10 protein-coding genes are annotated in these 13834 nt (G+C 61.8%); 3 read left to right on the top strand and 7 right to left on the bottom strand.

What is annotated here, in order from left to right; genetic code table 11:
• Positions 1-125: 125 nt before the first annotated feature.
• Entirely contained in the window at positions 126-2015 is a 1890-nt protein-coding gene (locus tag V3H56_RS11705) for an ATP-binding protein (protein ID WP_042732799.1), read from the bottom strand.
• An 839-nt stretch (positions 2016-2854) separates the two neighbouring features.
• On the opposite strand from V3H56_RS11705, the gene V3H56_RS11700 reads away from it, so the two are divergent.
• Positions 2855-3994 carry an epoxide hydrolase family protein gene (locus tag V3H56_RS11700; RefSeq protein ID WP_338474668.1) on the top strand — a complete coding sequence of 380 codons (1140 nt, stop codon included), beginning with the start codon at positions 2855-2857 and terminating at the stop codon, positions 3992-3994.
• A gap of 85 nt (positions 3995-4079) precedes the next feature.
• Here V3H56_RS11700 and V3H56_RS11695 read toward each other — a convergent pair whose 3' ends face one another.
• A complete protein-coding gene (locus V3H56_RS11695) occupies positions 4080-5744 on the bottom strand; it encodes a hypothetical protein (RefSeq protein WP_338474667.1) in 1665 nt (554 codons plus the stop codon).
• A 399-nt stretch (positions 5745-6143) separates the two neighbouring features.
• Between V3H56_RS11695 and V3H56_RS11690 the strand changes: the two genes are divergently transcribed.
• Entirely contained in the window at positions 6144-6674 is a 531-nt protein-coding gene (locus tag V3H56_RS11690) for an AidA/PixA family protein (RefSeq protein WP_042731835.1), read from the top strand.
• A gap of 77 nt (positions 6675-6751) precedes the next feature.
• Here V3H56_RS11690 and V3H56_RS11685 read toward each other — a convergent pair whose 3' ends face one another.
• The 4 genes from V3H56_RS11685 to V3H56_RS11670 are packed head-to-tail and all read right to left on the bottom strand — an operon-like array spanning position 6752 to position 11878.
• Positions 6752-6973: a formate dehydrogenase subunit delta gene (locus V3H56_RS11685; RefSeq protein ID WP_338474666.1), complete on the bottom strand. Its 222-nt coding sequence runs from the start codon at positions 6971-6973 to the stop codon at positions 6752-6754.
• Positions 6970-9846 carry a formate dehydrogenase subunit alpha gene (gene fdhF / locus V3H56_RS11680; protein WP_338474665.1) on the bottom strand — a complete coding sequence of 959 codons (2877 nt, stop codon included), beginning with the start codon at positions 9844-9846 and terminating at the stop codon, positions 6970-6972. The genes V3H56_RS11685 and fdhF overlap by 4 nt, the downstream gene beginning before the upstream one ends.
• Complete coding sequence (locus V3H56_RS11675; protein WP_338474664.1) at positions 9843-11402, bottom strand: NADH-ubiquinone oxidoreductase-F iron-sulfur binding region domain-containing protein; 1560 nt, start codon at positions 11400-11402, stop codon at positions 9843-9845. The genes fdhF and V3H56_RS11675 overlap by 4 nt, the downstream gene beginning before the upstream one ends.
• Entirely contained in the window at positions 11396-11878 is a 483-nt protein-coding gene (locus V3H56_RS11670) for a formate dehydrogenase subunit gamma (RefSeq protein WP_338474663.1), read from the bottom strand. The genes V3H56_RS11675 and V3H56_RS11670 overlap by 7 nt, the downstream gene beginning before the upstream one ends.
• A gap of 504 nt (positions 11879-12382) precedes the next feature.
• Between V3H56_RS11670 and V3H56_RS11665 the strand changes: the two genes are divergently transcribed.
• On the top strand, positions 12383-13084 hold the full coding sequence (locus V3H56_RS11665; protein WP_338474662.1) for a cyclase family protein: 702 nt from the start codon (positions 12383-12385) through the stop codon (positions 13082-13084).
• Here V3H56_RS11665 and V3H56_RS11660 read toward each other — a convergent pair.
• Entirely contained in the window at positions 13081-13773 is a 693-nt protein-coding gene (locus V3H56_RS11660; protein ID WP_338474661.1) for a DUF2599 domain-containing protein, read from the bottom strand. The two genes, V3H56_RS11665 and V3H56_RS11660, sit on opposite strands and share 4 nt — an antisense overlap.
• Positions 13774-13834: the final 61 nt, after the last annotated feature.

Genomic DNA, 13834 nt, shown 5'->3' with positions numbered 1-13834 from the left:
ACATTGATTGCGCAATTGCCCGGGGAGACTGCCACCATGCGTTCTAATCCTTGTAACGTTGGCTCAGTAGGCATTCGGTGATGCCACGAACGACATTGTAGTCGACAAACCGCCACCCGCCCGGCTCATGCCCGGCCGGTCGGGCCCGAAGGCCGGGTGGGCAGTTCCAGGGTGAAGGTGGCGCCCTGCCCCGGCCCGGCACTCTGGACCTTCAATGCCCCGCCCATCTCCATGGCGGCCAGCACACAACTGTGCAGGCCGAAACCGTGGCCATCCTTGCGGGTGGTGAAGCCGTGGGCAAAGATGCGCGTCAGGTTGTCCTCGGCGATCCCCTCGCCATTGTCGATCACCCGGATGATCAAGGTCTGTTCCGTGTTCAGCTCGCCCTGCAAGGTGATCACCGGGGGCCGATCCGCCATGTCGACCATCGCGTTGCCGGCGTTCTTGATCAGGTTGACCAGGATCATCAGCACCCGGTGCTTGTCCAACTCAACCGCCGGCAAGCCTGTGAACGCCTTCTGCACCGTGACGTGGCGGGTCGTGAGCACGCCGGCGTTCATGCGTAACGCATCCTCGATCAGTTGCTGGACCTGCACGGTCTCGCGCAGGCTGGAAGCGCCTGAATACGATTGTTGGGCCGCCACGACTTCCTTGATGTGATCGATGCTCTTGGTCAACTGCTCAAGCTCTTCGGCCATGCTCTTCTGCTCGACCGCCAAGGCCTCCACCACCTGGTTCAGGTAGCCGGGCAGCAACCTGCCTTTCTCGTCCTGCGAGATGAAGTGGCCGAGGTCCTCGGTGTGCTGGTTCATCAACTGCATCGCCTTGCCCAGGCCCAAGGCTTTACTGGTACGCAGTTTTTGCGTCAGCACCTCGGCGCAAACGTTGACGCTGTTGAGGACGTTGCCCACGTTGTGCAACACGTTGGTGGCGATCTCGGCCATGCCGGCCTGGCGGGCGACGGCCACCAACTGGGTCTGGGCTTCAGCGGTGCGCAGGCGACTCTGTGCCAGCTGCCAGCTCATGCGGCTCAGCAACACCACCAGGAACATCAACACCAGACTGCCGGCCGCGGCCCGCCACACATAGGTTTGGGCTTGCTGGGTGACGGCCGCCAGTTGCTCCTGCTCGGACAACCCGACGATCACCGCCAGCGGCAGGTCATAGAGCTGCCGAGCGCTGGTGTAGCGGCGTACGCCGTCCCAATCGTTGGTCAGCAGCAGCGCCTGGGTGTCCTCGGTGTCCGGCACCAGCGCCGCGTAATCCACCGTGTCACCGGCCTGCACCGTCTCCCCGGTGCGCCGCACCCGGAACACGCCGTCGGTGCCCAGCAACCCGAAGACGCCCTGCTCGCCGAGCTTCGAGGCATCGTAGCTGCTGACGAAATAGTTCGCGTCAACCTCGACCCTGGCGACCCCCGCGAACCCGCCATCGGCCGAACTGAGGCGCCGGCTGAAGCGCAACCGCCATTCGCCGTTGAGCGGGTTTCTCCAGGGGCGGCTGATCAATAGCGTGTCGTCGCGCCGCAACGTGCGCAGGTCGTCCGCGTCGTCGACCACTTCCGTTTCGTTGGCCCGGGTGCTGGCCACCAACCTGGCATCGGCGTCGATCACGCTCACGTCAAACAACAGCGACGGCGGCAACAATGCCCGCTCCTTCAGCCTGGGCAGCGGGTTGCGCTGGCCTTCGGCCTCGTAGGTGTACTTGACGAGTTTGAGGGTCTGGTCGATTTCATGGACCGCCCGCAGCATCTGGGCTTCATAGGTCGCGCTGACTTCCAGGCTGACTGCCGCCGCGTTATGCCGCGCCCGGGTCAGTTCGCTGGTGATGAGGTACAGCGTCGTCAGCCAGATGGCCAACAACAGGAAAACCGCCAGCAGCGGAAACAGGACATACGCCTCCTTGGCATGACCGAGCCCACGCCGCAAAACGCGGCCCATGGCCTGGGAGACCGTCTCCGCGGACCTGGCGATACCGGAGGCCAACCTCAGTCCATCTGGCCGTTGAAACGACATGATGCGCTCCCTGCGTTGAACCGGCGTGTTCCTTGCGGCGTTCGGGCAAAACGATTGACTGGAGAAACTATAGATCACAAAACCGGTGCGGGCGTCGGGTGCTCAACAGCGAATGAGCGAACGAAACGCGCCCGAAAATCTCGCTGAAACCCACCTTGCCCGCTCCCACAGGGGATTGGGGGTGTACGCCGCCTTTGCATGCACCAGCAAGACCTGTGGGAGCGGGCTTGCCCGCGAAGACGGCGGTACATTCAACATCTTCATGACAGACACTCCGCTTTCGCGGGCAAGCCCGCTCCCACCTAGGATTGGGTGTGTACACCGCCTTCGCATACACCATCAAGACCTGTGGGAGCGGGCTTGCCCGCGAAGACGTCGGTACATTCAACATCTTCATGACAGACACTCCGCTTTCGCGGGCAAGCCCGCTCCCACAGAGGATTGGGGGTGTACGCCGCCTTTGCATACACCAGCAAGACCTGTGGGAGCGGGCTTGCCCGCGAAGACGGCGGCACATTCAGCATCTTCATGACAGACACTCCGCTTTCGCGGGCAAGCCCGCTCCCACACAGGATTTGGGTGTACGCAGCCTTTGCATACACCAGCAAGACCTGTGGGAGCGGGCTTGCCCGCGAAGACGGCGGCACATTCAGCATCTTCATGACAGACACTCCGCTTTCGCGGGCAAGCCCGCTCCCACAGAGGATTTGGGCTGTACGCAGCCTTTGCATGCACCAGCAAGACCTGTGGGAGCCGGCAGGCAAGCTTGCTCGCGATGTTCAAGCACGCACAAAATGCTCGTCTCTTTCTGGCTGCACCTTGATCAGGACGAAAGACCCATGCACATCAAACCGTTTTCCATCGACATCCCCGAAGACGCGCTGGCGGACCTGCGGCATCGCCTGTTGAATGCGCGGCTCCCAGAGCCGCTGGCCGGGCAAGGCTGGACTGAGGGCATGGACATCAACGTGCTACGCGACCTGCTCGCCTATTGGTCGACAACCTTCGACTGGCGCGCCAAGGAAGCGGCGCTCAATCGCCTGCCGCAGTTTGTCGCCGATGTCGACGGCCAGCGCGTTCACTTCATTCATCAACGCGGTGTGGGCCCGGCCCCCATGCCGTTGATCCTGACCCACGGCTGGCCCGGTTCCTTTACCGAGATGCAGCACATCATCCCCCTGTTGACCGACCCGGCCAGTCATGGCGGTGACCCGGCGGACGCCTTCGATGTGGTCGTGCCGTCCCTGCCCGGCTACACCTTTTCTGCACCATTCCAGCAGCCCGGCAACGGCCCTTACGAAGTGGCCCGTTTGTGGGGCGAGCTGATGAGCGGGTTGGGTTATGAGCGCTTCGGTGCCCAGGGCGGAGACATCGGCGCGGGGGTTTCGACCTGGCTCGGCGTGCGGTTTCCCGAGCGGGTGAAGGGTATCCATCTCAATTACATCCCGGCTTCCTACCGCCCACCCCTTGGCGAAACCGAGCCACCGCTGACCGAAGCCGAAACCGCCTTCCTGCAACACGCCGCTGCTTTTGCCGATGCCGAAGGCGCCTACGGGCATATCCAACGCACCAAACCCCAAAGCCTTGCGGTAGGCCTGAATGACTCGCCGGCCGGTTTGCTGGCCTGGATGGGCGAGAAGATCCTGTCCTGGTGCGACACCCGCCCGGCCATTGATCACGATTGGCTGCTGACCAACGTCACGCTGTACTGGCTGACGAACTGCATCGGCTCGTCGTTCCGGCAGTACGTGGAAGGCAGCAAGCGACCGCTCGCATTCGGCCATGAGGAGCGGGTGAAACCTGCGGTCGGCGTGGCGATGTTTCCCAAGGAACTGCCCATGCCGCCCCGCAGTTGGGTGGAACGTTGCTGCGATGTGAAACGCTGGAGCGTGATGCCGAAGGGCGGGCATTTTGCGGCGTTGGAACAGCCGCAGTTATTGGCCGAGGACATCAGGGCGTTTTTTCGGGATTTGCGGTAGCACCACGCCGGAACACTGGACCTGAATGTCCGCTGAGCCAATGGCATGGAGAGATTCACATGGAAGTCCGTAAGCCGCTGCAGCCCTATGGCTGCACCACAAAAGTCGAAGTCTGGGTCACTGGAATCATGTCTCCCGGCATCGTCATGACCAACTGATAGTTGCCAGCGACCAATGCCCCTGCGGCATAGGTGAAACACGACAAACTGGACGTGGAGCTCTTGTCGAGGACAACGCCTGGTATGGGCTTGGGCTTGATACCGTCCTGTAGCTGATACACCGAATAGACGGGCTGGCTGACAGGCTTGGCGTGGGTCAGACAAAACGAAGTGCCCTTCGCGGTCGGCGCAAACTCGCCCTTGGCATTCAAAGGCGAGACGAAGGTCATGCCGCTTCGTCTTTCCTGCTCAGCGAGTTGCGCAGCGTCCAGGGCGGTCCTGGCACGCTCATAGTCGGCATTCTTCAGCACTGCACTGGTTTCCTGCTTATTGATGTACTGGACGGCTTTCTCTGCCTCGATCAATGCACGCCGTCGTCCCCAGAGGGCATCATCACCGCCCTTGCGGATCGCCAGGGATAACCAGGTCTTGTCGGTAAATGGATCGTTTTTGCCGCTGTTGCGCAGACTGTGATGAAGGTAGTCGATCTCGTCAGGCTTGATGTCGTCCAAGGAAGCCCTGTCCGGTGTGTCGGTCCAGCCACGGCGCATGGCGGTCGGCACCAGCATCAACGAGTCCCCCAACCACGCCAATGGATTTTCCTTGTTACCTCGCCCAGTCAAATAGAAGTAGCAGTTGGTGGGGGCGCAACGCTCCTGGTTGATCAGCACATAGTTGCCAGGCTGCAGCGTCAACACCGAACCGTTACCCTCGCCTGCTCCATCATCAGGCCCGGCCAACATGTCCATGTCGATCTGCATGACCACGTCGTCTTTGTTGAGGGCCAGCAGACTCTTGGCCACTTCCTTGGCAAACACCTGTTCGGCAGCCGTTATAGGATTCGCCAGTGACAGGGTCTTGCTGGCCGAACCAATGAAATCAAGAAATGCAGCGGTGTCCTCGTTCTCGCCCTGGTCATACTCCAACACGGTCAACTTCATCGATAAATGATCGGACTCAAGCTTTTTAGGTCCGTAGAGCAACTTACTCAACAGCGGTGGCTTGGAGTTGTCCGCCACCCCAAGATAAGGGCCGAGAACCTTGGTCACGGTTGCGCTTTTGTCTTCGCCGCCGACTTCGGTGAACTCGACGACGATCACCACTTCATTCACCCCACCTACATCCTTGAGGTACTTGAAATAGGCATCCGTCAAATAGACCGCGAAGACATCGCCGCCATTGCCATTGCTGTCGGGTTTACGAATGGCCTCTGCTTTATCACCGCTCAAAACGTCGCCATCAATACTTAGGCGCTCGGTCTTCAATACGCCAATAGCGTCCTCGAAGTTCTTTTTCGCCAACTGCGTTTGTGCGTTGGCTCTGTCGAGGTCGGCCTGTGGTGCTTTTTTACTCACCAGGTCAGCCTGGGCCTGCTCGGCTTGTTGCCATTTGGCCCGAAGATCGGTAGCCGCCTCGAATTTTTCGAGGTCCGCCTCAGGACGAGCGGGTTGTACCTTGAACAGTTGCGCGGTCCCTGTGGGAACGGCGCAGCCGGCGATGAAGAACGAGAATATACAGGCCAACGCGAGTCGAGCCCGAGAGGCAGAACACAAGGCGGTTGCAACGTGAACCGGTGCGTTTTCGGCGAGCATCCCTTTCTCCTGATCGCTGCTGGCATATTGCCTTGCCACGGAGAGTAGGACAGCCATTCCATAAGCGCAACGTAGATAACTTGACGCCAATAATCGCGCCATGGCCGGAGCGACTTTCGATGGAAACCAGGCTATCGATGACATTGGCTGTCCGCTTTCGCCCACTCATGGTGCCGGGAAAATACTCGTGATCACCTAAGCGATTGCCCACCCCGTTGCCTAATCAAAGCCCTACCAGCGCTGCGTTTCGCTGTGCTTGGTCGGCGTCAAGAATTGGAAATTTGACACTACAAAGCCATCACCTATCGTTCCTCCCCGAGACCACACCCAGGGACCGGGTGGCCCGGACGCCCTTTGAGGGTGAGGTCGTCAATGCTGTTCGATCAAGGAGCGATAAACATGTCTGGAGCAACCCAAACCATTGATGTGCTCGTCAACGTTGATGCCGATTACCTGCTCGCCCACCCCGGCGACGTAGGCGGCGCAATTGCCATGCTGGTAACCCGCAGTGCCGTCGACAGCCATGCCAACATCACCAGCGGCGAAGGCGAAGGCGGTAACGAGTTGTGGTTCGATGTAAATCCCGGTGACATCATTCGCTGGCGAGCCACCACGCTGTCGCGCAATTTCGACCGCATCGCGTTGATCAAGGACGTCGAGATCGGCAACCCTCACCAGGGCGGTGATTACAAGGGCACGATTTCGAAACCGACACCCTTCAATATCCCCGGCATCCCCGTGCCTTATCTGGACAACGGTGCCCCTGGTGGAATCTCCAAGACCGATGTGACCTATACCTTCTGGCAGTCCACTGCATTGAGCCCGGGAAAGCTCTGGTACCAAATCTACTTCGTGCTGCTGGACCGCAACCTGAACCAGATTGGCCCGACCAACACGTGGGACCCCTACGTCACCGTCAATAACCAATAACCGAAAGGCAAAAAGCCCCGTGGGAGCACAGTCAGCTGTGCTCTCACGGGGCTTTGCGGACTGACGGGGCTGGCTTCCTAGGCCGCTTTTTCAAACTCCATCAATGCCGCCAATACCAACGGGTGCAGGACCGCCTCGGGATGTTTCGTTTGCCAGGCCGTCAAGTCGCGACACATGGCTGGCGTCCAGAAGCTCTTGATGTGTTGGTACACGCCACGCACCGCCACCGCAGGGTCCGGTTCACTGGCGAAGTACTGACCAATCTGGTTGGCCATCTTGATCAAGCTGTCAGAACTCATCGGCGCACCTCGGCTTTCTCGGCATGACGGCGTTCCCTCAGCAGGCGGCCTTGTTCATCACTGAACGCCTGGTAGCGTTTCTGCCATTCCGAAGGCTGGCTGACCCGCACGATCTCCACCGCCGTCACTTTGTATTCCGGGCAGTTGGTGGCCCAGTCGGAGTTGTCGGTGGTGATCACGTTAGCGCCCGATTCCGGGAAATGGAACGTGGTGTAGACCACGCCCGGCGCCACGCGCTCGGTCACCTTCGCCCGCAGTACGGTCTGCCCGGCACGGCTGCCGATGCCGACCCAATCGCCATCGACGATGCCACGGTTCTCAGCGTCGGTCGGGTGGATTTCGAGGCGGTCCTCCTCGTGCCAGGCGACGTTGTCGGTGCGCCGGGTCTGGGCACCGACGTTGTACTGGCTGAGGATACGGCCGGTGGTCAGCAGCAATGGATAGCGATTGTTGACCTTGTCCTCGGTGGGCACATACCCGGTGAGCATGAACCGCCCCTTGCCACGCACGAATTGCTCGATGTGCATGGTCGGCGTCCCGTCCGGCGCGGCATCGTTGCACGGCCATTGCAGGCTGCCGTGACGATCCAGCTCGGCGTAGCTGACGCGGGTGAAGGTCGGTGTCAGGCGGGCGATCTCATCCATGATCTGCGAAGGATGGCTGTAGTCCATCTTGTAGCCCAAGGCATTGGCCAGGGCGATCGTGGCCTCCCAGTCAGCCTTGCCGGCCAGCGGGTCCATGACCTTGCGCACCCGGGAGATGCGTCGCTCGGCGTTGGTGAAGGTACCGTCCTTCTCGAGGAACGAACTGCCCGGCAGGAACACGTGGGCGAACTTGGCCGTTTCGTTGAGGAAGATGTCCTGGACGATCACGCATTCCAGGGCACTCAGCGCCGCGGTCACGTGCTGGGTGTTGGGGTCGCTCTGGGCGATGTCCTCGCCCTGGCAGTAAAGCGCCTTGAAGGTGCCATCCAACGCGGCCTCGAACATGTTCGGAATGCGCAGGCCCGGATCGGGTTGCAGGGTCACGTTCCAGGCCTGCTCGAACTCGGCGCGGACTGTTTCGTTGGAAATGTGCCGGTAGCCCGGCAACTCGTGAGGGAACGAGCCCATGTCGCAGGAGCCCTGGACGTTGTTCTGCCCACGCAGCGGGTTCACCCCGACGCCCTCGCGGCCGATGTTGCCGGTGGCCATGGCCAGGTTGGCGATACCCATCACCGAGGTGCTGCCCTGGCTGTGCTCGGTCACGCCGAGGCCATAGTAGATGGCAGCGTTGCCACCGGTGGCGTAGAGCCGTGCGGCGGCGCGGATCTGTTCGGCCGGGACGCCGCAGACCGCTTCCAAGACCTCGGGCGCGTTCTCTGGCAGGCTGACGAAATCACTCCAGCGGGCAAAATCGGCCGCCTCGCAGCGCTGTGCGACAAACGGCTGGTCAACCAGACCTTCGGTGACGATCACATGGGCCAGCGCGTTGAGCATGGCCACGTTGGTCCCTGGACGCAGTTGCAGGTGCAGCTCGGCACGGGCGTGGGGCGAATCCACCAGGTCGATGCGACGTGGGTCGATGACGATCAGCCGAGCGCCCTGGCGCAGACGACGCTTGAGCTGGGAACCGAAGACCGGGTGCGCATCGGTGGGGTTGGCGCCCATCACCAGGATCACGTCAGCCTTCATCACCGAGTCGAAATTCTGCGTGCCGGCCGATTCGCCCAAGGTTTGCTTGAGGCCATAACCGGTGGGCGAATGGCAAACACGGGCGCAGGTGTCGACGTTGTTGTTGCCGAATGCGGTACGCACCAGCTTTTGCACCAGGTAGGTTTCTTCGTTGGTGCAACGGCTGGAGGTGATGCCACCGATGGAGTCGCGTCCGTACTTGAGCTGGATGCGGCGCAATTCGCTGGCGGCATACGTCACCGCCTCGTCCCAGCTGACTTCCTGCCACGGGTCGTTGATGTGCTTGCGGATCATCGGCTTGGTGATGCGGTCCGGGTGAGTCGCGTAGCCCCAGGCGAAACGGCCCTTGACGCAGGAGTGGCCGTGGTTGGCCTGGCCATTTTTGTCCGGGACCATGCGCACCAGTTGCTCGCCTTTCATCTCGGCACGGAAGGAACAGCCCACGCCACAATAGGCGCAGGTGGTGATGACGCTGCGCTCCGGCTGGCCGATCTCCACCACACTCTTGTCGATCAGGGTGGCTGTCGGGCAGGCCTGCACGCACGCACCGCACGACACGCATTCGGAATCGAGGAAATTCTCACCGCCGGCCGCTTCGACCCGGGAGTCGAAACCACGCCCGCTGATCGTCAGCGCGAAAGTGCCCTGGATCTCTTCGCACGCCCGCACGCAGCGGCTGCACACGATGCATTTGCTCGGGTCGTAGTCGAAATAGGGGTTGGAAACATCCTTGGCATCGCTCAGATGGTTGGCGCCCTCGTAGCCATAGCGCACTTCGCGCAGGCCCACCTGCCCCGCCACCGTCTGCAACTCGCAATTGCCATTGGCCGGACATGTCAGGCAGTCCAGCGGGTGGTCGGAGATGTACAGTTCCATGACGTTGCGGCGCAACGTGGCGAGCTTGGACGTCTGGGTGCTGACCACCATGCCCTCGGTCACCGGCGTGGTACAGGACGCCGGATAACCGCGCATGCCCTCGATCTCCACCAGGCACATGCGGCAGGAGCCAAAGGCTTCCAGGGTGTCGGTGGCGCAGAGTTTGGGAATGGTGGTGCCGAGCAAGGCCGCCGCGCGCATCACCGACGTACCGGAAGGTACGCTGATTTCACGTCCGTCGATGGTCAGGCTGACCTGCACCTCGCTTTCGCGCGCCGGGGTACCCAGGTCGATATCGCTGCTGGGATCGAAGATGTTGATCATTGGTCGGCCTCCGTGGTCGCCAGACCGAAGTCGGCGGGGAAGTACTTGAGGGCGCTGGCCACGGGGTAGGACGTCATCCCGCCGAGGGCACAGAGCGAGCCGTATTGCAGGGTGTCGCAGAGGTCTTGCAGCAACAGGACCTGTTCCTGGCGAGCAGCGGTATCGGTACTGGCGATCAGGCGATCGACCACCTCCACCCCACGGGTGGAGCCGATCCGGCAAGGCGTGCATTTACCGCAGGACTCTTCGGCACAGAATTGCAGGGCGAACCGGGCCATCTGGGCCATGTCGAGGCTGTCGTCAGCCACCACCACGCCGCCGTGGCCAAGCATCGCGCCCATGGCGGCGAAGGCTTCGTAATCCAGCGGGGTATCGAATTGCGAAGGTGGCACCCAAGCCCCCAGTGGTCCGCCCACCTGGGCGGCTTTCAACGGTCGACCGCTGGCGGTCCCGCCACCGTAACCTTCCACCAGTTCCCGCAGGGTCAGGCCGAACGCGCGCTCGACCAAACCACCCTGGCGGACGTTGCCGGCCAGTTGGAACGGCATCGTGCCCAGGGAACGGCCCATGCCAAAATCGCGATAGAACTGCGCCCCCTTCTCCAGGATCACCGGTATCGAGGCCAGGGTCACCACGTTGTGGACCAGCGTCGGCAGGCCGAAGAGGCCTTGCAGCGCGGGCAACGGCGGTTTCGCTCGCACTTCGCCGCGCTTGCCTTCGAGCGATTGCAGCAGCGACGTTTCTTCACCGCAGATGTAGGCCCCTGCCCCCACCCGAACTTCCAGTTCGAAGGTGCGACCGCTGCCGGCCACGTCCTTGCCCAGGTAGCCGGCGGCGCGAGCGATGCCCAGGGCGTCGTTCAGCGTACTGACCGCGTCCGGGTATTCCGAACGCACATAGATGTAGCCCAGGGTGGCGCCGACAGAGATGCCGGCAATGATCATGCCTTCGATCAACAGGAACGGATCGCCCTCCATCAACATGCGGTCGGCAAACGTTCCGGAGTCGCCTTCGTCGGCGTTGCACACCACGTATTTCTGCGGCCCCACGGCCTCGCGCACGGTGCGCCACTTGATGCCCGCCGGGAACGCCGCCCCGCCCCGACCACGCAAGCCGGAATCGAGGACACTGGCGACCACGTCCCCGCCATCCATCTGGACGGCGCGGGCCAGCCCGAGGAAGCCGCCCTGGGCACGGTAATCGTCCAGGGACAAGGGCTGGGTGATGCCGGCACGGGCGAACAGCAGGCGCTGCTGGCTCTTGAGATAAGGTATGTCTTCCACCGGCCCCAGGGCCAGCGGGTGGCTGCTCGGGTCGCCGGCCAGCGCATCCAGCAGGCTCGGCACGTCCTGCGGCGTGACCGGGCCGAAGCCCAGCCGGACGCCATCGCGTTCCAGCTCCACCAGCGGCTCCAGCCAATAGAGGCCACGGGAACTGGTACGTCGCAACGCCAGCGGCTGTTGTCGGCGCTCGGCCTCCGCCGCCAGCGCTGTGGCCACCTTGTCCGCGCCCACGGCACGGGCTACCGAGTCACGAGCAATGCAGAGCGTCAGCATGCGCCATCCTCCAGGCAACCATTGACCAGTTGGCGCAGGCGTTCCGGGGTCAGCCGTGCATGCAGCTCACCGTCCAGTTCCAGGGCCGGCGAACAGACGCAGGCGCCCAGGCAATAGACCGGCCGCAGGCTGACGCGGCCATCGGCACTGGTGCCGTGGTCGTCCAGGGACAGGTGTTCGCGCAATTGCGCGGCCAGGCCCTCGGCGCCCATGCTCTTGCAGGACTCCGCGCGGCACAGGCGCAAGGTATGGCGGGCCGGTGGCGTGGTACGAAAATCGTGGTAGAAGCTGATCACCCCACGCACTTCAGCCTGGCTGAGGTTGAGGGCATGGGCGATTTCAGGGACGGCGATGTCGGGCACATACCCGCAGCCTTCCTGGATGGCGTGCAGGATGGGCAGCAAGGCACCGGGGGTGTCCTTTTCAAGCGCCAACACACTCTGAATCAAAGGCAGGTGAAGCGTCTCATCAGGCATAAACGTACCTCGGCATCTCGAACGACACTGCCGCCTGGCGGCAGCTGTCCGGAGTCTTGGCTGCGGCGTCCGGCCCACGTCACGGTAGCGTGGCAAATCCGGTCGCCATTCTCGCTCACCGGCCAAGTGTCTTTGGCGCACTCGGTCCGGGGCATCATCACAGCTTGCCATTCCCGCCGCTGGGCGGTAGCACACAGGCGACTAAACGTGTTCTGAAAGCGACTTGGGCTGGGAGGTCGTCCTGTGCCTACAGGAAAGTCAGATAACCCTTTCAGTGTAGGCGAATACCAGCGAAGGGTTGGACTGACGGGCTGACGGTCGTCCGCCGGGATGGCAGGGAAAACAGGCGCGCCGCAGCACCCCAACATCAGGTTACAAATGAGCGACAAGCGTCGTAGCGATATTCAACCACCACAACACCATGCCATCCCCGTCTGGATCGAGGTGACAACACAGGTTTGGCTGCAACAATATCGCCAGCAATCGCCAGACAGGACGCCCGCCATGCCCAGCATTCATTTCAACCGAATCGTCAACCTCAGCCACCCGATCCATCCCGACATCGCGCTGTGGCCCAATGACCCACCGGTGGTGTTCAAGACCGAGGCTTCGCTGGAAAAGGACGGTTACCACCTGCGCAGTTTCAGCATGGGCGAGCACAGCGCCACCCACATGAATGCGCCGAACAGTTTCGACGCCGGCGCCATGGGCATCGACGGCTACACCGCCGAATCCCTGGTACGGCCCGCCGTGGTGGTGGACCTGGCGAGCCGTGTGGAGGATGAATCCGACTACGTCATCGGCATTCAGGACATCGAGCGCTGGGAGCAGGCACATGGCCGGATCCCGGAGGGTTGCGTGGTGCTGTTCCACACCGGTTGGCAGTCGCGCTGGGCGGATCCGCAACGCTTCATCCAGGTTGATGCGCACGGCCCGCACTTCCCGGGCGTCGGCGCCGCCACCAGCCGATTCCTGCTGGAGCAACGCGCCATCGCCGGCATCGGCATCGACACCCATGGGGTGGACCCAGGCCAGGAAACCACGTTCGCCAGCAATCGAGGGGTGTTGCAACGCGGTGGCATCATCCTCGAATGCCTGGCCCAGCTCGACCAGCTACCGGCCACCGGCTGCACGCTGGTGATTGGCGTGCTGCGCCTGGAGGCAGGATCTGGCTCGCCGGCCAGTGTGTTGGCGTTTGTGCCCTAGGGGATGGTGAACGTTCGGTACTCAGCCCAATCTGACACCTGCCCACCCGATGTCTGCCTTGCTGTCATCCTGTAAGATCCCGGCGCCAACCCGGCCCCTTCAATGATCCAGTCTCCGCGCCCATCGGCGATTGGTTTGCCAAAACAGTAGCCCGCCCCCTCAAGGCACACATCCACCATCGCGCCCGCAGCGCTTTTTCCCGAAATGGTAAAGGGCGGGATTATATAACTGGCCTGCGTCGGACTCAAAATCAATGGAGGGGCTGGGTACACCGGTGTCGCTCCGCTCCCGGTGCCCACACCATTATTACAGCCATTCTGGATTGAAACCTCATGTGACACATCGGGCCTATAGGGTTCCAGATTCCACGGTGTTTTACTTCGAGCAATCGCCAAGTGACACACCAACTGACGACGCATGCCTCCCCCATCGTGATATTTCCACTGCCAATCGTTACCGAATTTTTGAACCAACTCGGCGTACTCCGCATTGGTCTGGTTGGACTGTATCGCCCGGCCACACTCAGTGGGTATCACAGACAAACTCCATTCGTTTTTTTGCGTTCCGGGATCGTAACGCTCTGACCAGACCGCTGACTCAATGTATTGTGCACACGCGCCGCCCGCTCCTTGATCAGCACCATAAGCGACCTGGACAACTAACAATAATAAAAGCACATTAACTTTCATCGCCGCGCCTCTGCTTATCCGCTGAGTGCTCATCTTTTTTTCCGAGATCCGGCAGAAAAAA

It is taken from the genome of Pseudomonas sp. MS646 (assembly GCF_036693845.1).
Taxonomy (GTDB): domain Bacteria; phylum Pseudomonadota; class Gammaproteobacteria; order Pseudomonadales; family Pseudomonadaceae; genus Aquipseudomonas; species Aquipseudomonas chlororaphis_E.
This window is presented reverse-complemented; position numbering and strand designations above follow the sequence as displayed.